The organism is Streptomyces sp. BE303 (genome assembly GCF_036290945.1).
Taxonomy (GTDB): Bacteria; Actinomycetota; Actinomycetes; order Streptomycetales; family Streptomycetaceae; genus Kitasatospora.
Window position 1 is genome coordinate 20,302 of sequence record NZ_JAQYWZ010000720.1, and the last position, 19,374, is coordinate 39,675.

General features: G+C 74.3%; 11 protein-coding genes. 4 read left to right on the forward strand and 7 right to left on the reverse strand.

From position 1 onward, the window contains the following. Nucleotides 1-62 precede the first annotated feature (62 nt). The 7 genes from manA to PUR56_RS21390 all read right to left on the reverse strand — a co-directional run bounded on the left by manA (nucleotide 63) and on the right by PUR56_RS21390 (nucleotide 10,239). Nucleotides 63-1,361 carry a mannose-6-phosphate isomerase, class I gene (gene manA, locus PUR56_RS21360; RefSeq protein ID WP_329950078.1) on the reverse strand — a complete coding sequence of 433 codons (1,299 nt, stop codon included), beginning with the start codon at nucleotides 1,359-1,361 and terminating at the stop codon, nucleotides 63-65. Between the two features lie 20 nt (nucleotides 1,362-1,381). Continuing rightward, on the reverse strand, nucleotides 1,382-2,383 hold the full coding sequence (locus PUR56_RS21365; RefSeq protein ID WP_329950079.1) for an ROK family protein: 1,002 nt from the start codon (nucleotides 2,381-2,383) through the stop codon (nucleotides 1,382-1,384). 106 nt (nucleotides 2,384-2,489) lie between these two features. Beyond that, nucleotides 2,490-5,540 carry an alpha-mannosidase gene (locus PUR56_RS21370; protein ID WP_329950080.1) on the reverse strand — a complete coding sequence of 1,017 codons (3,051 nt, stop codon included), beginning with the start codon at nucleotides 5,538-5,540 and terminating at the stop codon, nucleotides 2,490-2,492. 51 nt (nucleotides 5,541-5,591) lie between these two features. After that, a complete protein-coding gene (locus tag PUR56_RS21375) occupies nucleotides 5,592-6,908 on the reverse strand; it encodes a glycoside hydrolase 5 family protein (RefSeq protein WP_329950081.1) in 1,317 nt (438 codons plus the stop codon). Between the two features lie 104 nt (nucleotides 6,909-7,012). Continuing rightward, a complete protein-coding gene (locus tag PUR56_RS21380; protein WP_329950082.1) occupies nucleotides 7,013-7,975 on the reverse strand; it encodes a carbohydrate ABC transporter permease in 963 nt (320 codons plus the stop codon). A 3-nt stretch (nucleotides 7,976-7,978) separates the two neighbouring features. After that, the gene (locus PUR56_RS21385; RefSeq protein ID WP_329950083.1) at nucleotides 7,979-8,851 is read right to left on the reverse strand and encodes a carbohydrate ABC transporter permease; all 873 of its coding nucleotides are present in this window, start codon (nucleotides 8,849-8,851) and stop codon (nucleotides 7,979-7,981) included. A gap of 98 nt (nucleotides 8,852-8,949) precedes the next feature. After that, complete coding sequence (locus PUR56_RS21390) at nucleotides 8,950-10,239, reverse strand: ABC transporter substrate-binding protein (protein ID WP_329950084.1); 1,290 nt, start codon at nucleotides 10,237-10,239, stop codon at nucleotides 8,950-8,952. 170 nt (nucleotides 10,240-10,409) lie between these two features. On the opposite strand from PUR56_RS21390, the gene PUR56_RS21395 reads away from it, so the two are divergent. The 4 genes from PUR56_RS21395 (at nucleotide 10,410) to PUR56_RS21410 (ending at nucleotide 19,365) form a co-directional block, all read left to right on the forward strand. Beyond that, entirely contained in the window at nucleotides 10,410-11,522 is a 1,113-nt protein-coding gene (locus PUR56_RS21395; protein ID WP_329880943.1) for a LacI family DNA-binding transcriptional regulator, read from the forward strand. Nucleotides 11,523-11,761: 239 nt separating this feature from the next. Further along, nucleotides 11,762-14,224 (forward strand): endo-beta-N-acetylglucosaminidase, encoded by a 2,463-nt coding sequence (locus tag PUR56_RS21400; protein ID WP_329950085.1) that lies wholly within the window; start codon nucleotides 11,762-11,764, stop codon nucleotides 14,222-14,224. 51 nt (nucleotides 14,225-14,275) lie between these two features. Continuing rightward, a complete protein-coding gene (locus PUR56_RS21405; RefSeq protein WP_329950086.1) occupies nucleotides 14,276-18,580 on the forward strand; it encodes an NEW3 domain-containing protein in 4,305 nt (1,434 codons plus the stop codon). Beyond that, complete coding sequence (locus PUR56_RS21410; protein ID WP_329950087.1) at nucleotides 18,577-19,365, forward strand: DUF7158 domain-containing protein; 789 nt, start codon at nucleotides 18,577-18,579, stop codon at nucleotides 19,363-19,365. Before PUR56_RS21405 ends, PUR56_RS21410 begins: the two co-directional genes overlap by 4 nt. Nucleotides 19,366-19,374: the final 9 nt, after the last annotated feature.

Below are 19,374 nucleotides of genomic sequence, written 5' to 3' on the forward strand. Positions count from 1 at the left end.
GAAGTCGACTGGGGCTTCTTCCTGTGCAAGGGGTGGAGGCGGTGTCCGGCGCGTACCGCTCCTCAGCCGCCGACGGTGGCGCGGAAGAGCTCCGCGCCCGGGCCGGTGAGACGGACGGGACCGGCGCCGGGGCGGAGGTAGGCGGAGCGGCCCGGGGGGAGGTCGAGGCCGGCGCCGCCGGGGGCGCGGAGGCGGGCACGGCCCGCGGTGCAGAGGAGGATCTGCGGCGCGTCCGCCAGGTCGACCCGGACGGGTACGGCCGTGGGTCGTAGCCGTGAGAGACGGAACTCGGCAGCGGGCGAGGGGAACTGCTCCTCGATCCCGCCGCCGCCCGGAGCGCGTGCACCGTCCGGGGTGCCCCCGTCGTCGGGGGTGCGGGCGGTCAGTACGGCCGGCTCGCCGGTGCGGAACGCGGTCACCGCGAGCAGGCCGTCGACGTCGACGTGCTTGGCGGTGAGGCCGCAGCGCAGCACGTTGTCCGAGTTGGCCATCAGCTCCACGCCCACCCCGCGCAGGTAGGCGTGCGGCACGCCCGCGTCCAGGGCGAGCGCCTGACCGGCCCGGAGCCGGACGTGGTTGAGCAGCAGGGCGGCGACCAGCCCGGGGTCGCCGGGGTGGTCCGCGGCGGCGCGGGCGTACCCGGCGCAGGCTTCGGCGAACGGGCCGCCGTCCGCGGCGGTCCGGTGCAGGGCGGCGATGACGGCGGCGAGGTCGCCGGCCCCGGGGCGGGCCACCTCCAGGACGTGCCGCAGCAGCGCGGGCAGCACCTCCGCGGCGGGGCGCCGGCGGAGCGCCGCGGCCCACGGGGCGATCAGCGGCACGGCCAGCCGGTCGAACAGCGCGGCCGTCGCTGCGGCCGGGCGGAACCCGCAGAGCGCCTCGAAGTCACCCAGAGCACAGATGAGTTCGGGCTTGTGGCCGCGGTCCCGGTAGACCCGGTCCGGGGCGTCGAGCGGGACGTCACGGGCCTCCTCGGCGGCCCAGCCCGCCTCGGCCTGGGTGCGGGTCGGGTGGACCTGGAGGGAGAGCGCCCGGTCGGCGGCCAGCACCTTGAGCAGGAAGGGGAGCCGTGGGCCGAACCGCCGGACGGTCTCCGGCCCCAGCAACTGCGCGGGGGCCTCGGCGATCAGCCGGTCCAAGGGGCGCGGTCCGTGCCCGTCGTCGAGCACCGACGGCGCGGACGGGTGTGCGCCCATCCAGAGTTCCGCCTGCGGCGCGCCGGTCGGCGGGGTGCCGGTGAGCGCGGGGATGGCGGTGGTGGAGCCCCACGCGTAGTCGCGCACGGGATTGGCCAGCAGGGCGAACGGGGGCAGCGCGGACGGGGGTGTGTGCGCGGGCGGGGCGGACGACGGGGTGGGCATGCGGGTGCTCCGGGGGAGGGTCAGCGGCAGAGCGCGGCGGCGCCGATCAGGCCCGCGTCGGTGCCGAGTTCGGCGCGGCGGACGTCGAGCCCGCGGACGTACGGCAGCGCGGCGTACCGGTCCAGGTGGCGGGCGAGCGGGTCGAACAGGGCCGGGCCGGCGGCGGCGACCCCGCCGCCGATCACCACCCGGTGCAGGTCGACCAGCGAGGCGGTGGCGGCGATCCCGGCGGCCAGTGCCTGGGCGGCCCGGTCGTAGGCGGCCACCGCGACCGGGTGGCCGGCCAGCGCGTCGGCGGCCACGGCGCGGGCGGAGCGGTCGTCCCCGGTCGGGCGCCAGCCCCCGGCGAGGGCGCGGCGGGCGATCGCGGTGCCGCTGGCGAGGCCCTCCAGGCAGCCGCGCGAGCCGCACGGGCACGGGTCGCCGTCGAGGTCGACGGTGATGTGGCCGAGGTGGCCGGCGTTGCCGCTGGGGCCGGGTCGGACGGCGCCGTCCAGCACCAGCCCGGCGCCGACGCCGGTGGAGACGACCAGGCAGAGCGCGTTGTCGGCGCCGCGTGCCGCGCCGCGCCAGTGCTCGGCGGCGGCCATCGCCACCCCGTCCCCGGCCAGTACGACGGTGCGGGGGCCGACGGAGGGGTGCGCGGCGACCTCGGCGGTGAGCGGGAAGTCGCGCCAGCCGGGGATGTTGACCGGGCTGACGGTGCCGTGCCCGAGGTCCACCGGGCCGGCGCTGCCGATGCCGACGGCGCCGACGGCGGCCCACCCGGGGGCGGCCGCCAGCCGGTCCAGCACCCGGTGCACGACGGCGAGGACGGCGGCGCCGGGGTCCCGGGCCGGGGTGGGGAACCGGACCCGGTGCGCGAGGGCCCCCGCGGAGTCGACGAGCGCCCCGGCGATCTTGGTCCCGCCGATGTCGAGTGCGGCGAACAGCGGCCCGGCGGCGGAGCCGGCGCCCGCCTGCGCGTCGGGGGCCGGCGCGGCGGAGGGCCGGGCGGAGGAGGGCGGCGTGGGGGCGGTCATGGCGGGTGGCTCCGGGGCGGGGTACGGGCCCCCGCCCGGGGGCCGGGCGGGGGCGATCGATCGCGACGGCGACGGGACGGACCGTCGACAGGGACAGCAAACAGGATCAGGCCGAGGGCGTCAGCCTCAGGGTGACCAGCTCGAACGGCCGCAGGCTCAGCGTGACGCCGTCGCCGTCCACCGCGACCTCGCCGCGCGTGCCGTCCCACGGGCGCTCCAGCAGGTCGCAGGGCACCGCGGCGGCCGGCCGGAAGGACGTGCGGAGCCGGCCCCGGGCCCGCCCGCCGCCGGCCTCGTAGACCCGGACCACGAGGTCGCCGCTGCCGTCGTCGGCGAGCTTGACGGCGCTGACCACCAGCGCCGCCTCGTCCAGCTCCACCAGCGGCCGGACCGCCTCCGCCGAACCGGTCACCCGGCGCTCCGGCAGGCCGACGGCGTACCCCTCGCGGACCGCGTCGCCGATCGCCGCGCCCGGCACCAGCGCGTGCCGGAACCGGTGCACGCCCTGGTCGGTCTGCGGGTCGGGGAAGCGCGGCGCGCGCAGCAGGGAGAAGCGGACCGTGGTGGTCGTCCCGCCGTCCGTCGCGCGGACCGCCCGGGTGACGTCGTGGCCGTACGTCGAGGGGGTGACCAGCGCGACGCCCCAGCCCGGCTCCTCCAGGTGGACGAAGCGGTGGTTGCAGGCCTCGAACTTGGCCGCCTCCCAGCTGGTGTTGGTGTGGGTCGGGCGGAACTGGTGGCCGAACTGGGTCTCGGCCGCGTACCGCTCGGTGTGCACGTCCAGCGGGAACGACGCCTTGAGGAACTTCTCGGTCTCGTGCCAGTCGACCTCGGTGTCGATGTCCAGGCGCCGCGACCCGGCCCGCAGGCTCAGCGTCTGGACCACCGTGGAGGAGCCGAACGAGCGGGCCACCCGGACGGCCGCCTCGTCGGGGGAGGAGACGGACACCGCGACCTCGTCCGCCGCGGTCAGGTCGGTCACGGTGTTGCGGTAGAACTGGTCCACGTCCCAGGCGTCCCACATGTTGGGGAAGTCGGGGTGCAGCTGGAGCAGGTTGGCCCGGGCCCCGGGGGCGACCGTCTCCCGGCCGCTCGCCGCGTCGACCGCCGAGACCACCAGCCCGTCGCCGTCCACGGCCACCGACAGCAGGCCGTTGTCCAGGACGAAGCCGCCGCCGTCGCGCGCCGTCACCGTGCAGCCGCCGCCCGCGCCGGTCGCCGGCACCGGGGACGCCCCGCCCGCCGGCACCGCCGAACGGACGTGCGGGGCACCGTTGAAGACCAGCTCGCGCCCGCCCGCCGCGTCCCCGGCCAGGGCCTGCTGGGCCGCGCCGATCAGCTCCTCCAGCTCCGCCGCCAGACGCGCGTACGTGGCCTCGGCCTCGCGGTGCACCCAGGCGATCGACGAGCCGGGCAGGATGTCGTGGAACTGGTGCAGCAGCACCGTCTTCCAGATCCGGTCCAGCTGCTCGTACGGGTACGGGTGGCCGGTGCGCAGCGCGGCCGTGGCGCACCAGAGTTCGGCCTCGCGCAACAGGTTCTCGCTGCGCCGGTTGCCCTGCTTGGTCCGCGCCTGGCTGGTGAGCGTGGCCCGGTGCAGCTCCAGGTAGAGCTCGCCCACCCAGACCGGCGGCTTCGGGTACTCGGCCTCGGCCTTCTCGAAGAACTCGGCCGGCCGCTCCCAGCGCACCGTGGCCGAGCCCTCCAGGTCGCGCAGCCGGGCCGCCTTGGCGATCATCTCGCGGGTGGTGCCGCCGCCGCCGTCGCCCCAGCCGGTCGGCGCGAGCGAGTGCCGGGCGACGCCCTTGTCCTTGAAGTTCCTTGCCGCGTGGGCGATCTCGCTGCCCTTCATCGAGCAGTTGTAGGTGTCCACGGGCGGGAAGTGGGTGAAGATCCTCGTGCCGTCGATGCCCTCCCAGAGGAAGGTGTGGTGCGGGAACTTGTTGACCTGGCTCCACGAGATCTTCTGCGTGAGCAGCCACTTGGAGCCCGCGTTGCGGATGATCTGCGGCAGGCCGCCGGTGAAGCCGAAGGTGTCCGGCAGCCAGGCCTCCTGGTTCTCGACCCCGAACTCCTCCAGGAAGAACCGCTTGCCGTGCACGAACTGACGGGCCATCGCCTCCGAGGACGGCATGTTGGTGTCCGACTCCACCCACATGCCGCCGGCCGGCACGAACCGGCCGTCCGCGACCGCCTTCTTCACCCGGGCGTACACCTCGGGGCGGTGCTCCTTGATCCAGGCGAACTGCTGCGCCTGGGACATGGTGTAGAGGAAGTCCGGTTCGTCCTCCAGCAGCGCGGTCATGTTGGCGGTGGTGCGGGCGACCTTGCGGACCGTCTCGCGCAGCGGCCAGAGCCAGGCGGAGTCGATGTGGGCGTGGCCGATCGCGCTGATCCGGTGCGCGGACGGCACGGCGGGCGCGGCCAGCACTTCGGTGAGGTGCGAACGGGCCCCGGCCGCGGTGCCGTTGACGTCCTGGAGGTCGATCGCGTCGAGTGCCCGCTCGACCGCCCGCAGCAGCTCCCAGCGGCGGGCGCCGTCGGCCGGCAGTTCCGCCATCAGCTCGCCGAGCACCTCCAGGTCCATCACCAGCTGCCAGACCGTCTCGTCGAAGACGGCCAGGTCCATCCGCTCCAGCCGGTACTGCGGCGTGCTCCCGGCGGTCTCCTTGTCGCCCAACTCGGTCGGCAGGAAGGGGTGGTAGTCCAGGATGACCGGGTTGGACGCCGCCTCGACGTGCAGCAGCACCGGCTCGCCGCCGGCGGCCGGGGAGGCGATCCGCACCCACTGGTTCTGCGGGTTGAGGCCCTTCACGGGCGTGCCGTCCGGCCGGTAGACCAGGCCCTCGCACTGGAAGCCCGGCATGTTGGCGTCGAAACCGAGGTCGATCAGGGCCTCGACCGTGCGCCCGGCCCACGCCTCGGGCACGGTGCCGGTCACGGTGATCCAGCTGGTGCCCCACGGCGCACCCCAGGCGTCGCCGACGGCGATCGGCGAGCGCGGCGCGGCCAGGCCCTCGGCGACCGGGACGGGCTCACCGGGCGCCGTCCAGATCGTGACCGAGAGCGGGACGGACTCGGGGTGGACCGCCGGGCGGATGCGCTCGTCCAGGACGCGCTTGAGGCGGGCTTCGACCAGGCTGCGGTCATCGTGCATGTCAGCGGACTCCGTTGTGCGACTGAGGGGGAACGAACGTGGGAGGGGCCGTCAGCGTACGTCGTCCGGGTGGACGACCTCGGTGATGCCCCGGGCGGACAGGTGGGCGGGATCCCCGGCGTGTTCGGCGAGCACCGCGGTCGGGCGGGCGCCGTCCTCGGCCAGGCGCATGAACGCCTCGAAGACGCTGCCGCCCGGGCCGCAGACCGAGCGCTTGGGTGCGGTGACCTCGTCGCCGGTGGCGACCACCACCGCGGTGGTGCGCGGGGCCGGTGCCCGCCAGCCCTCGCGGACGGCGGTGACGGCGGCGGCCAGCCGGGCGCCGGCCGGCTTGACCCGCCGGTCGGTGGTGAGGATTCCCAGGCTGTACTCCAGCTCGGGGAAGTCGGCCAGCGCGCGGTCCACGTCGTGCGAGCACCACCAGGTGACGCCCCACAGGTCGGGGCAGTCCAGGACGGCCTCGACGGTGGCGCCGGTGAACCGGGCGGCGTCCTCGGCGGCGATGTGCGGGGCGGGGGCGCCGACCTCCTGGAGCCAGACCGGCCGGTGCGGGTCCGGCGCCCAGGCCTTCGACAGCTCGACCAGGTAGGCCGCGTGCTGGTCGGCGGCGGTGGAGCGGGCGCCGTAGCGCTGCGCGGTGCCGTTGAACACCCAGGAGTGCACGGCGGTGGCGGCGCCGATCCGGGCGGAGTGCCAGGGCGTGAACGGGTGCTCGTCCAGGTACCAGGCGGCGTCGTAGGAGGCGTGCAGGTGGAGCCGGCCGGGCGCGCCCTGCTCGCAGGCGCCGACCATCCGGTGCAGCCAGGCCTCGACCTGCCCGGGGGTGGCCCGGTCCGGGTCGGGGTGCGGCTCGCCGGAGAACTGGTTGACCTCGTTGCCGACGGTCATGCCGAGGAAGTGGGGCCGGTCGGCGAGGGCGGCGGCCAGGGTGCGCAGGTACTCGGCCTGGCCGTCGAGGACGTCCGGGTCGGTGAAGATGTTCCGCCGGTGCCAGGTCTGGGTCCACGAGGGCTGGAAGTCGAAGCTGGAGAGGTGACCCTGGAGGCCGTCCACCGCGACGTCGAGTCCGCGTTCACCGGCCGCGTCGGCCAGGTCGACGAGCTGCTCGACGGCGCGCGGGCGGATCAGCGTGCGGTTGGGCTGGAAGAGCGGCCAGAGCGGGAAGACCCGGACGTGGTCGAGGCCGAGCGCGGCGATCGAGTCGAGGTCGGCGCGGACGGCGTCGAGGTCGAAGTCGAGCCAGTGGTGGAACCAGCCGGCGGTGGGGGTGTAGTTGACGCCGAAGCGCGGGGGTGCGGCGCGCGGCCGGGAGGCGGCGGGGCGCGGGTGGGGGGCGGTGGCCGGGGAGGGGGGCTGGGCGGCGGTCATGCTCGGTGCGCTTCCTCGGTGGGTGCGGCCGTCGCGGGGCGGTCGGGGCGGCGACGGGTGGTCGGGGCGGCGACGGATCGGCGACGGGTCGGGCGGGCGGCGGGCTATCCCTTGACGGCTCCCTCCTCCACGCCCTTGAAGAAGAACCGCTGGCAGACGGCGAACACCACGACGATCGGCAGGAACGCGATCATGGTGCCGGCGGCGATCAGCCGGGGATTGGCGCTGAACGTGCCGTTCAGGTACTGGAGGCCGACGGTCAGGGTGTACTTCTGCGGGTCGTTGAGCACGATCAGAGGCCAGAGGAAGTCGTCCCAGGCGCCGATGAAGGTGAAGATCACGATCACGCTGAGCATGCCGCGGACGTTCGGCAGGCCGACGTGCCACAGGCGCTGCCGGACGTTGGCGCCGTCCACCAGCGCGGCCTGGTCCAGTTCGGGCGGTACGGCGGCGAACGCCGTGCGCATCAGCAGCACGTTCAGCATCGCGATCGCGCCGGGCAGCGCCACGCCGGTCAGCGAGTCGGCCAGGCCCAGCCCCCGCACGGTGACGTACTGGGAGACGATGGTCGCCTCGCCGGGCAGGATCAGCGTGGCCAGGAGGAGGCCGAAGAGCAGTCCGGCGCCGCGGAAGCGCAGTTTGGCCAGCGCGTAGCCGGCCAGGGTGCAGCCGACCACGTTGCCGAAGATCGCGATCGCGGCGACGACCAGCGAGTTGGCGGCGTAGGTCCAGACCGGGATGGTGTCGGCGACCTTGCCGTAGTTGGCGAAGGTGAGGTCCTCGGGGAAGAAGCTCGGCGTCGAGGTGTAGACGTCCTCGTCGGGGCCCTTGAGGGAGGTCGAGAGCTGCCAGAGGAAGGGGCCGATGACGAGCAGGAGGACGGCCAGCAGGAGCAGGTAGCGCCCGGCCGTCCGGACCGGGCCGGGGTTGTGGAGGCTGCGGGGCCGCGGCGCGCGGCCGGTGCGCGGTCCGGGTCGCCCGCCGGGCGGGGCGGCGGTGGCGGGGGCGGCGGCGGAAGCGGGGGCGGCGGGCCGGGGCGGCGGGACGGGGGCGGCGGTGTGGGTCACGGTTCAGGCCGCCTTCCGGTTCAGGCGCGTCAGGAGCAGCATCGGGCCGAGGGTGATGACGAAGAGCAGCAGGCTGAGCGCTGACGCGTAGCCGAGGTGGCCGGTGAAGCCGCGGCTGTACATCTGGATCAGCATGACCACCGACATGTCCCGGCCGCCGGGGCCGCCGGTGCCGTTGGAGAGCACGTACAGCTCGGAGAAGACGCGCAGCGCGGAGACCGAGATGAGCACCGAGACCAGCATCATGGTGGGCCGCACGCCCGGCAGGGTGACGTGCCAGAACCGGCGGACGCTGCCCGCGCCGTCGACGGCGGCGGCCTCGTGCAGCTCGCGGCCGACGTTGGCCAGGGCGGACAGGTAGATCACCATGTAGTAGCCGAGGCCCTTCCAGGTGGTCAGGGCGATCGCGCTGAAGAGCAGCAGCCAGCGGTCGGTGAGGAAGGGGACCGGGGAGTCGGCCAGCCCGGTCTGCCGCAGCACGCCGTTGACGAGGCCGCGGTCGTCCAGCACCCAGCCCCAGATCAGGGCCACCACGACGGCGGAGGCGACGACCGGGGTGTAGAAGGCGGTGCGGAAGACGGTGATGCCGGGGAGCTTGCGCTGGACCAGCAGGGCGAGCAGCAGGGGCAGCACGGTCAGCAGCGGCAGGCAGATCAGCAGGTAGACGGTGCTGTTGAGCAGGGCGTCCGCCAACTGGTCGTCGCTGAACGCGCGTTCGTAGTTGTCGAGGCCGGTGAAATGCCCGCCGCCCAGGGGCTTGGCATTGGTGAACGAGAGGATCACCGTGTTGATCGCCGGCCAGAGGTTGAAGACGGCCAGCCAGATGATCGCGGGCCCGGCGAGCAGCCAGGGGGTGAACCAACGCCGGTGGGTCATGCCGATGCCTTCCTGGGGCGAGCGGTGCGGGTCATTCCCGGCGGGCGGCGGCCCGGGGGTGCCGCCGCGCCGCCGGTACTGGTCGGTCCGGTGCGGGATCAGCCCTTGAGCAGCTGGTTGCACCGCTCCACGGCGGTGTCCAGGGCCTGCTTGGAGCTCGTGTCCCCGCTGATCGCCAGGGCGATCTGCTGGTTGATGACGGTGCTCATCGCGTCGTCGACCTGGACGGGCTGGAGGATCTTCGCCTTGGCGAGGGAGGTGAACGCGACGACCTTGGCGTCGCCCGCGTTGGTGCCGTCGCTCCTGCTGAAGAACGGGTCGCCGGCCGAGGCCTTGGTGGACGGGAAGATGCTGGTCAGCTGGGCGAACCTGGCCTGGTTCTCCGCACTGGTGACCCAGCGGGCCAGGGCCACCGCGGCGGCCGGGTTCTTGGTGCTCTTCGGGATGGACAGGCCCTGCACGTAGAGCGGCGGGGTGCCCATCGCAGGGGAGGAGAGCATCTTCGGCGCGAGGGTCGGGTTGTCGGTGGCGAGGCTGCTGATGAAGTTGCCGCCGCCGGTGGTCCAGGCCGCCGTGCCGGCGTTGAAGAGCTTGGAGTTGCCGGCGTAGGTGTTGGTGAGGACGTCGTTCGGCAGCAGCCCGTCCTTGTACGCGGCGCGGTACTTGTCCAGTAGCGCGGCGGCCTCGGGGGTGTTGAAGGTGAACGACCTGCCGTCGTCGGCCATCACCTTGACGCCCGCGTTGACGAGGTCGCCGAGGCCCGGCTTGCGGCTCATCAGGTAGGTCGAGCCGCCGGACTTCTCCTTCATGGTCCGGGCCTGGGCGATCAGTTCGTCGAGGGTGCCGGGGAGGTTCTTCGGGTCCAGCCCGTTCCTGCTCAGCAGTTCCGAATTCCAGTAGTTCACATCGGTGTTGAGGTACCACGGGTAGCCGAAGGTGCCGTCCTGGCCGGCGAACCGGTAGGCGTCGACACCGCCGGCCACGTACTCCTCGGCGAGTTTCGGATCGGCCTTGGCCACGTCGAGCAGCAGGCTCTGCCGGGCCAGCGGGAGGGCGAAGTCCGGCGGGAGGTTGACCACGTCGGGAAGGGTCCCGGCGGCGGCCTGGCTGAGCACCTTGGCGGAGTAACCGTCGCCCGGCTGGTCCAGCCACTCGACCTCGACCCCCGGGTACTTCTGCCGGAAGCCGTCGATCACGCCCTGCACGTAGGCGGTGAACTTCGGCTTCAATGCCCAGGTCTGGAGCGAGACCTTGCCCTTGACCTCGCCGGTGGCGGCGGCGACCTTCGCCGCCGTGTCGTCGCTCCTGTCGTCGGAGCTCAGTCCGCAGCCGGTGAGCACGGTGGCGGCCACCGCCGCCGTCGTCACTGCCGCCCAGATTCTTCGCATGAGGGTCTCCCGGTCCTGGGGAATGGGTGGGGGATGCGTCTTCGGGGATCGTGCTGGGGGTGGTTCGGGGATTGCGCCGGATTGTGGAACCTGTCTTACTAAACCGGTCTAGCTATGCCAGGGACTATGCTCCCGCCTAAACTTGGATGTCAAGAGAGGAGTCGGAACCCGTGGGCAGACCGACGATCGCCGACATCGCGCGCCAAGCCGGTGTCTCCAAGGGCGCGGTGTCCTTCGCGCTCAACGGGCGCCCCGGGGTGAGCGAGGCGACCAGGGCCCGGATCCTCCGGGTCGCCGAGGAGATGAACTGGCGGCCGCACAGCGCCGCCCGCGCCCTCGGCGGGGCCAGGTCCGACGCGGTGGGGCTGGTGATCGCCCGCCCGGCCCGGACCATCGGCGTCGAGCCGTTCTTCAGCCAGCTGCTCTCCGGCCTCCAGGCCGTGCTCTCCGCCCGCTCCGTCGCCCTCCACCTGATGGTGGTCGAGGACACCGCGGCCGAGATCGAGGTCTACCGGCGCTGGACCTCCGAGCACCGCGTCGACGGCTTCATCGTGGTCGACCTCCAGCTGCGCGACCCGCGGCTCGCGGTCCTGGAGGAACTCGGCCTGCCCGCCGTCGTGCTGGGCGGCCCCGGCAAGGGCGCCGGCCCCCTGCGGATCTGGGCCGACGACCGCGAGGCGATGCTCTCCATCGTCGACTACCTGGCCGCCCTCGGACACCGGCGGATCGCCCACCTGGCCGGGCTGCCGCACTTCCAGCACACCCAGCGGCGGATCCGCGCACTGCGCGACGCCTCCCGGCGGCTCGGCCTGGAGGAGGCGCTCTCGGTGCCGACCGACTTCAGCGACGCCGAGGGGGCCGCCGCCACCCGCGCCCTGCTCTCCCGGCCCAGACGCCCCACCGCGATCGTCTACGACAGCGACGTCATGGCGGTGGCCGGCCTCGGGGTGGCCGGCGAGATGGGCGTCGCGGTGCCCGGCGAGCTGTCGATCGTCTCGTTCGACGACTCGGTGCTCGCCCGGATCGTGCACCCGCCGCTGACCGCGCTCAGCCGGGACACCTTCGCGCTCGGCGAGCAGGTCGCGCGCAGCCTGCTCGCGGTGATCGACGACGCCGGGCCCGGCCGGGACCTGCAGATGCCGACCCCCCGGCTGACCGTCCGCGAGTCCACCTCGCCGCCCGGGGCGGGTTCGTCGGCCGCGACCGGCCCGGCGCGGGGGGCAGGTTCACCCTCCGGGGTGGCCTTCGCGGGCACCGTTGACAGCGGCTCTGAACCGGTTTAGCCTCGCTGCGCCGAGCGACCCCCGCTCGGCGCGCCACCGTGGGCGGGCGTCCGCCGAACCGCCCACGGTCACTCCGCCGGTCCGTACGCACCTGGAACCGCGCGTCCTTCACGCCGCCCCAGGGCCGCGCGTCCTCCGGCCACAGGAACCACTGGCATCACCACGCACGCATGCACCCCCGGGCCCGCCCCCTTCCGGGCGGTCCGCCCCACCCTCCTCCGCGCGATCGGAGCCACCGCATGTCACGACGGACATCCCTGCTGCTGAGCGCCGCTCTCGGGGCCGCCGTCCTGGGCACCGCACCCACCGCGTCCCAGGCTGCCCCGACCCCCGCCGCCCCCTCCCCGGCGGCCCCCGCCGCGGCGAACGCCGCCGCCGGCACCCAGCCCTACGCCTCCTCCTGGTACCCGAACACCCTGCTGAACTGGGACCCGGCCACCGATCCGGACGCCCGGTTCAACCGCTCCCGGGTCCCCCTCCAGCCGCGCACCGGTGACCCGGCGCTCAGGGCCAACCCCAACGCCCGGGCCGGCGAGGGGAAGATCGCCTCCCTGGTCTCCTTCGGCCCCACCTCCAACAACCCCTCCCAGGGGTCCGCCGACCCCCACTACTACGCGTTCGGCTACTGGCAATACGTCGACAAGCTGGTCTTCTGGGGCGGTTCGGCCGGCGAAGGTCTGATCCTGGCACCCAACCCGACCGTCATCGACGCCGCCCACCGCAACGGCGTCAAGGTCTACGGCACCGTCTTCTTCCCGCCCGCCGCGTACGGCGGACAGCTCCAGTGGGTCCGCGACTTCGTCCAGAAGTCCGGCTCCCGCTACCCCGTCGCCGACAAGCTGGCCCAGGCCGCCCAGTACTACGGATTCGACGGATGGTTCATCAACCAGGAGACCGGCGGCGGCGATTCGGCCCTCGCCGGTGAGATCCGCAACCTCATGCAGTACACCAGGGCGCAGACCGCCACCGACTTCATGTGGTACGACGCCATGACCGAGTCGGGGCCCGTCAACTGGCAGAACGCGCTGACCTCCGCCAACGACGCCTTCCTCCAGGAGGGCGCCCGGCGCACCTCCGACTCGATGTTCCTCAACTTCAACTGGTCGTCCGGAGGGCTCGGTTCCTCCCGGACCCTGGCCCGCGGCCTCGGCCGCAGCGAGTACGAGCTCTACTCCGGCATCGACACCGAGGCCAACGGCTACAACACGGGTGTGGACTGGAACAGCCTCTTCCCGGCCAACGGCCCGCACACCACCTCGCTCGGCCTCTACCGGCCCGAGTGGACCTGGAAGTCCGCCGCCGACCGCGCCGACTTCCTCGCCAAGGACGCCCGCTACTGGGTCGGCGCCAACAACGACCCCTCCAACACCTCGACCTCGTCCGGCTGGAAGGGCCTCGCGAGCTACGTCGCCGAGTCCACCCCGATCACCGCGAAGCCCTTCGTCACCAACTTCTCCTCCGGCGAGGGCGACTTCCACAACGCGGCCGGCACCCGGGTCGCCACCGGCGGCTGGAACAACCTCTCGCTCCAGGACGTCCCGCCCACCTACCAGTGGCTGGTCTCCTCGACCGGCGCCAGGCTCACCCCGTCGGTCGACTTCACCGACGCCTACGAGGGCGGCTCCTCGCTGCGGCTGACCGGCAACCTGAACGCCGTCAACACCGTCCGGCTCTACCAGACCAGGCTCCCGGTCGCCGCCGACAGCAAGCTCTCGGTCGTGGTCAGGACCCCGGCCGCCGGAGCCACCGGCCTCAAGGCCGCGATCTCCTTCACCGACGCGCCGACGACCTTCACCACCCTCGACCTCGGGAGCAACTCCGGTACCGGATGGGAGCGCAAGAACCTCGACCTCTCCGCCTACGCGGGCCGCACCATCGCCCAGATCGGCCTCCAGGCGGCCGGCTCGAACCCCTCCTACGACGTGAGGATCGGCCAACTCGCCTTGTACGACGGCGCGGTGGACGCACCCGGCGCACCCGGCGGGCTGACCGTGCTCGGCGCGAGCGACGTGGTGGCCGGCGCCAGCCAGTCCCTCCGGCTCTCCTGGACACCCTCGACGAGCGGCGCCGTGCACCACTACGAGCTGTACCGGCGCAACGCCGACGGCACCCGCGGCTACCTCGGCGCCACCCCCTCCGACGCCTACTACGTCAACCGGCTGGACCGGGCCGGCACCGAGGCGAACACCGTGATCGAGGTCGAGGCCGTCTCCACCGAGTACGGCCGCTCCACCGCCGCCACCACCACCGTCCCGTGGACCGGCACCCCACCGGCCGGCGGCAACCTCGCGCTCAACCGCCCGGTCGCCGCCTCCGGCCAGTGCAACACCGGCGAGGGCCCGGCCAAGGCCGTCAACGGCACCGTCAACGGCGGCAACGGCGACAAGTGGTGCACCACCGGGAGCAGCAAGTGGCTTGAGGTGGACCTCGGTTCGGCCAAGGCGCTGTCGAAGTTCGTGGTCAGGCACGCCCAGGCCGGCGGCGAGAGCGCGAGCTTCAACACCCGCGACTTCACGGTCCAGGCCCGCTCGGCCGACACCGACCCGTGGACCACCGTCACCACCGTCACCGGCAACACCGCGGGCACCACCACCCACCCGGTGAGCACCACCGCGCGGTACGTCCGGCTGGTGGTCACCAGGCCGACCCAGGGCACCGATCCCGCCGCCCGCATCTACGAGTTCGAGGCCTGGGGCGCGTAGGGCGTCGGACACGCCCGGATCTCCGCCCCACCGAGGAAAGGACCCGCCCCCGTGCCGGTCACCATCACCGCCGTCGAGAGCACGGACCTGTTCGTCGGACCCGAGGAGGCCCCGCGGCAGCTGCTGCGGGTCACCCTCGACGGCCCGCCCGCCCGGATCGCCGTCACCGGCCCGGGCGTGCGCGGCGAGGCGTCCGGCACGGGGCTGGTCGAAGTCCCCCTGGAGATCACCGGTGCCGCGGTCGGCGCCCGACTCGCCGTCGAGGTCACGGCCTTCGGCGCGACCCCCGGCGCCGCCGGGACCGACGCCGGCGCCGGGACCGGTGGCGCCCGCGCCGAGGGCGTCGTCGAGGTCGCCGAGCCCGGCTGGACCATGTTCATGGTCCCGCACTTCCACTACGACCCGGTGTGGTGGAACACCCAGGCCGCCTACACCTCGCCCTGGGAGCTCCTCTCCGCCGACGCCACCACCCGGCCGCTCTGGGAGCGCAACGGCTTCGCCCTCGTCGACGCCCACCTGGACCTCGCGCTGCGCGACCCGGTCTACACGTTCGTGCTCGCCGAAGTCGACTACCTGAAGCCGTACTTCGACCAGCACCCGGAGCGCCGCGCGAGCCTGCGCCTGCTGTTCGACCGCGGCCAGGTCGAACTCGTCGGCGGCACCTACAACGAGCCGAACACCAACCTCACCGGCGCCGAGACGACGATCCGCAACATCGTCCACGGCATCGGCTACCAGCGCGACATCCTCGGCGGCGACCCTCGGACGGCCTGGCAGCTCGACGTGTTCGGCCACGACCCGCAGTTCCCCGGCCACCTCGCCGCCGCCGGGCTCACCGGGAGCGCCTGGGCGCGCGGTCCGTTCCACCAGTGGGGCCCGATCCAGAAGAACTTCCGCGAGGCCAAGGACGACGCGCGGGTCATGCAGTTCCCCAGCGAGTTCGAGTGGATCGCCCCCTCGGGCGACGGCGTGCTCACCCACTACATGCCGCACCACTACTCGGCCGGCTGGTGGATGGACTCCTCCGCCGACCTCGCCACCGCCGAGCAGGCCGTCTACGAGCTGTACCGGAAGCTCAAGCCGGTGGGCGCGACCAGGAACCTGCTGCTGCCGGTCGGCACCGACTACACCCCGCCCAACAAGTGGGTCACCGAGATCCACCGCTCCTGGGCGGGCAGGTACCTGTGGCCGCGCTTCGTCTGCGGGACCCCGCGTGACTTCCTGGACGCCGTCCGCGCCGAGCTGGCGGAGACCGGTCGCCGGCCCAGCCCGCAGACCCGCGACATGAACCCGGTCTACACCGGCAAGGACGTCTCCTACATCGACACCAAGCAGGCCCAGCGGGCGGCCGAGGTGGCCGCCGTCGACGCCGAGAAGCTCGCCACCCTCGCCGTCGTGCAGGGGCTCGGGCGGTACCCGTCGGCCGCGCTGGACAAGGTCTGGCGCCAACTCGCCTACGGCGCGCACCACGACGCGATCACCGGCTCCGAGTCCGACCAGGTCTACCTGGACCTGCTCGGCGGCTGGCGGGAGGCGTACGACCTGGCGGCGGACGTCCGCGACCGGGCGCTCGACGCGCTGGCGGCCCGGATCGCCACGACGGGGGAGGGCGACGCCGTGGTGGTCACCAACACGCTCTCCTTCGACCGGACCGACCTGGTGGCCGTCCGGCTGCCCCCGGGAACCGTCGACGGGGAGGGCCGCCCGGGCGTCCGCGTGCTGGACGACACCGGGGCCGAGGTGCCCGGAGCCGTCGACCGCGGCACCCTGCGCTTCCTGGCCGAGGACGTGCCGGCGCTCGGTTGGCGCACCTGGCGGCTGGTCCCTTCGGCGGCCGGCGGCGGCGACCCGGCCTGGTCCGTCGCCGAGGGCCTCACCATCGCCAACGGCCGCTACCGGGTGACCGCCGACCCGGCGCGCGGCGGCGGCCTCTCCTCCGTCCAGGACCTCCTGCACGGAAGGGAGTTGATCCAGGACGGCCGGATCGGCAACGAGCTGCGGGTCTACGAGGAGTACCCGCAGCACCCCGACTTCGGCGAGGGCCCCTGGCACCTCGTCCCCAGGGGGCCGGTGGCCGGTTCCGGCGATCGGCCGGCCGAGGTCCGTCGCGAGACCGGACCGCTCGGCGAGCGACTGGTCGTCCGCGGCACCGTCACCGATACCGCGCCCCATGACGGTGCCGGTGCCGGTGCCGGGACCCGGGGCCTCCGGTACGAGCAGACCGTCACGCTGTGGCGCGGCCTCGACCGGGTGGACTGCCGGACCAGGGTCGTCGACTACACGGGCGCCGACCGGCTGTTGCGGCTCCGCTTCCCCGTCGACCTGCCCGGCGCCCTGCCGGTCAGCGAGGTCGCCGGCGCGGTCGTCGGACGCGGCTTCGCCCTGCCCGACGTCGACTCCGCCGAGGCGCCCTGGACCCTGGACAACCCGGCCAACACCTGGTTCGGTCTCGGCGCCACGGCCCGGGTGACGCTCGCCGACCCGGTCTCCGGCGCGGTGCTGGGCGAACGCGCGCTCGGCGTCGCGGAGGTGATCGTCCCCGATCTCGCGTCGGCCGCCGACGCGCGGGAGCTGGTGGTCGCGCTCGCCCGGGTCGGAGTCACCGCCACCACCTCCGGAGCCGACTGGGCCCGGTACGGCTGGCTCGACGTGGACTCCAACCTGCCGGACTTCCGGATCCTCCTCGGCGGACCGGAAACCAACGACGCCACCCGGGAGTTGTTCGACCGGGCGGGTGCGGAGTACGCGGCCGTCCTGAAGGAGCGCGGCGCCGTCTGGGTGCCCGCCCGCACCCCGCTCGCCGAGGTCTGGCAGCCCGGCGCGGACCTGCGTGACCTGAGGGCCCTGCCGGCCCTGGTCGTCACCGACCCGGCCCCGCTCGCCGCCGACCTCGCCGACGCCCGGATCGCCGCCTCCTGCCCGGGGCCTCTCCCCGACACCGAACAACTCGTGGACCACACCGCGGCGTTGCTGAGCTTCGGTCTGCCCGGCTTCGCCGTCGATGCCACCGGTGCGCTGCACCTCTCGCTGATGCGCTCCTGCACCGGGTGGCCCTCGGGCGTCTGGATCGACCCGCCCCGGCGCACCCTGCCCGACGGCGCCTCCTTCCAGCTCCAGCACTGGACCCACGAGTTCCACTACGCGCTGACCGGCGGACCGGGTGACTGGCGGGCACAGGAACTCCCCGCCCAGGGGCAGGAGTTCACTCATCCGCTGTACGCCCGGCTCGCCCCCGCCCAGGACGGCCCGCTGCCCGGCACCCTCTCCTGGCTGCGGGTCGAGCCGGCCCGCCGGACCCTGCTCGGCGCGCTCAAGCCGGCCGGCAACCCGATCGCGCACGGCTCGACCGCCCCCTGGGACGGCCGACTCGCCGTCCGGCTGGTCGAGTCCACCGGCCTCGGCGCGGCCGTCACCCTCGGCGGCGCCCTCGGGCTGACCGACCTGCACGCCGCCGACCTGCTGGAGCGGCCGACCGGCCCGGTCGATCCGGACCTCGCGGGATCCCGGATCGCCACCGTGCTGGCCCGCCCCGCGGTGGCGGAGCCGGCCGGTGGCCCGGTCCTCGGCCCGGTCGCCGAGGCGGCCCAGCCCGTGCACGCCCGCTACTGGCTGCACAACCGGGGCCCGGCGCCGCTCGGTTACCTCCCGCTCTCGGTCGGCGCCTCGCCCGGCCTGCTGCGGACGGCGGGCGAGCCGGTCACGCTCTCGGTGGCCCTCTCCTCCCACCTGCGGGACGCCGCCGTCGAGGGCGCGGCGCGGATCCTCGCGCCCGACGGGTGGGCGGCGAGCCTCGGCGCCCGCCCCTACCGCCTGGAGGCCGGCGGACACCTCCGCTTCCCCGTCACCCTCACCCCGCCCGCCGGTACCGCCCCCGGCCTGTACTTCGCCGCCGTCCGGCTCACGCACGACGGCCAGGACGTCGAGGACGTGGTCACCGTCGCCGTCGGCGACCTGCCGGAGATCCTTCCGGTGCCCGGCGACACCCCCGAGGACTGGACCGCTGCCCAGGGCACCCGGTCCGTGGAGGGGCGTGACACCGGCCTGACCGTCGAGGCGGCCACCGCGTCGGTCCGGCTGACCCCCGGCGTCGGCGCCGCCCTCGGCGTCCGCCTCGTCAACCGCACCCGGGGCGAGATCCGCGGCGAACTCCAGCTCGTCTCGCCCTGGGGCACCTGGGAGGCGGTCGGCGCGCCGGTCCGCGGCTTCACCCTCGCGGCCGGGGCCTCGGCGGTCGAGGAGTTCACCCTCACCGCGCCCGAGGACGCCGACCCCGGCGCCTACTGGGCGCTCGCCAAGGTGATGTGGTTCGGCCGCTGCCAGTACGCCCCGACCGTCGCGGTGGTGGTCGGGCCGTGACCGCGATCCCGCCCGCGCCCGCCGACGCCCCGGTGCTCGGACTCCTCGACGGCCGGCCCCTCCCGCGCACCGGCCTCGACCGCCGCCTCGCGGCGCTCCGCACCGGCCCGCGCGCCTCCGCCCTGCCGCGGCCCGGCAGCGGGGAGGACCGTCAACTGGCCCGCTGGGTCGCGCAGGTGCTGCTGACGGAGGCGCTCTGCGAGGCGGTCGCCGCCGAACGCGGCCTGTCCGTCCTCCCCGAGGCCGCCCATGACCGCCTGGACCAGCAGGCGGCCGTCGAACTCGGCTCCGTCACCGCCGCCGCCTACGAGGGCAGCGCGGCGGTGCGGGCCGTCCACGAGGCCGTCACCGCCGCCGTCGCCCCGACCGCGGAGGAGGTCGCCCACTACTTCGCCATGACCCGACCGGCGGCAACCCCCACCGTCTGGCACCTCGCCTTCCCCGACGGCGGCACGTGCGGGGCCGACCCCGCCACCCTGCCGCTCGCCCTGGCGGAGGCCCTCCGTACGGCGGCCCCGGACACGTGGGTCACCGCCGGAGGCTGGACCGCCGCCCGCCGGACCACGCCGCCCGACCCGCCCACCGACCGGCCCGCCCGGCCCGACCAGCCCGGCCGGCCCGACCGCCCCGACCGCCCCGATCCCGCCGCCACCGTCCTCGCGGCCGTCCGTCGCGCGGCCTTCGTCCGCTGGCTCGACCACGCCCGTGCCACCCGCCTCACCCTCGTCCCCGGCCTCGAACACCCCGGCGACCCCGCCCAACCCGACAACCACCACCGCCACTGACCACCCCGG

Excerpts from the sequence above, each read along its gene's own strand:
- PUR56_RS21375 (WP_329950081.1), bottom strand. The coding sequence starts at position 6,908 with ATGACCGCCGCCCAGCCCCCCTCCCCGGCCACCGCCCCCCACCCGCGC.
- PUR56_RS21365 (WP_329950079.1), bottom strand. The coding sequence starts at position 2,383 with ATGACCGCCCCCACGCCGCCCTCCTCCGCCCGGCCCTCCGCCGCGCCG.
- PUR56_RS21400 (WP_329950085.1), top strand. The coding sequence starts at position 11,762 with ATGTCACGACGGACATCCCTGCTGCTGAGCGCCGCTCTCGGGGCCGCC.
- PUR56_RS21390 (WP_329950084.1), bottom strand. The coding sequence starts at position 10,239 with ATGCGAAGAATCTGGGCGGCAGTGACGACGGCGGCGGTGGCCGCCACC.
- PUR56_RS21385 (WP_329950083.1), bottom strand. The coding sequence starts at position 8,851 with ATGACCCACCGGCGTTGGTTCACCCCCTGGCTGCTCGCCGGGCCCGCG.
- PUR56_RS21370 (WP_329950080.1), bottom strand. The coding sequence starts at position 5,540 with ATGCACGATGACCGCAGCCTGGTCGAAGCCCGCCTCAAGCGCGTCCTG.
- manA (WP_329950078.1), bottom strand. The coding sequence starts at position 1,361 with ATGCCCACCCCGTCGTCCGCCCCGCCCGCGCACACACCCCCGTCCGCG.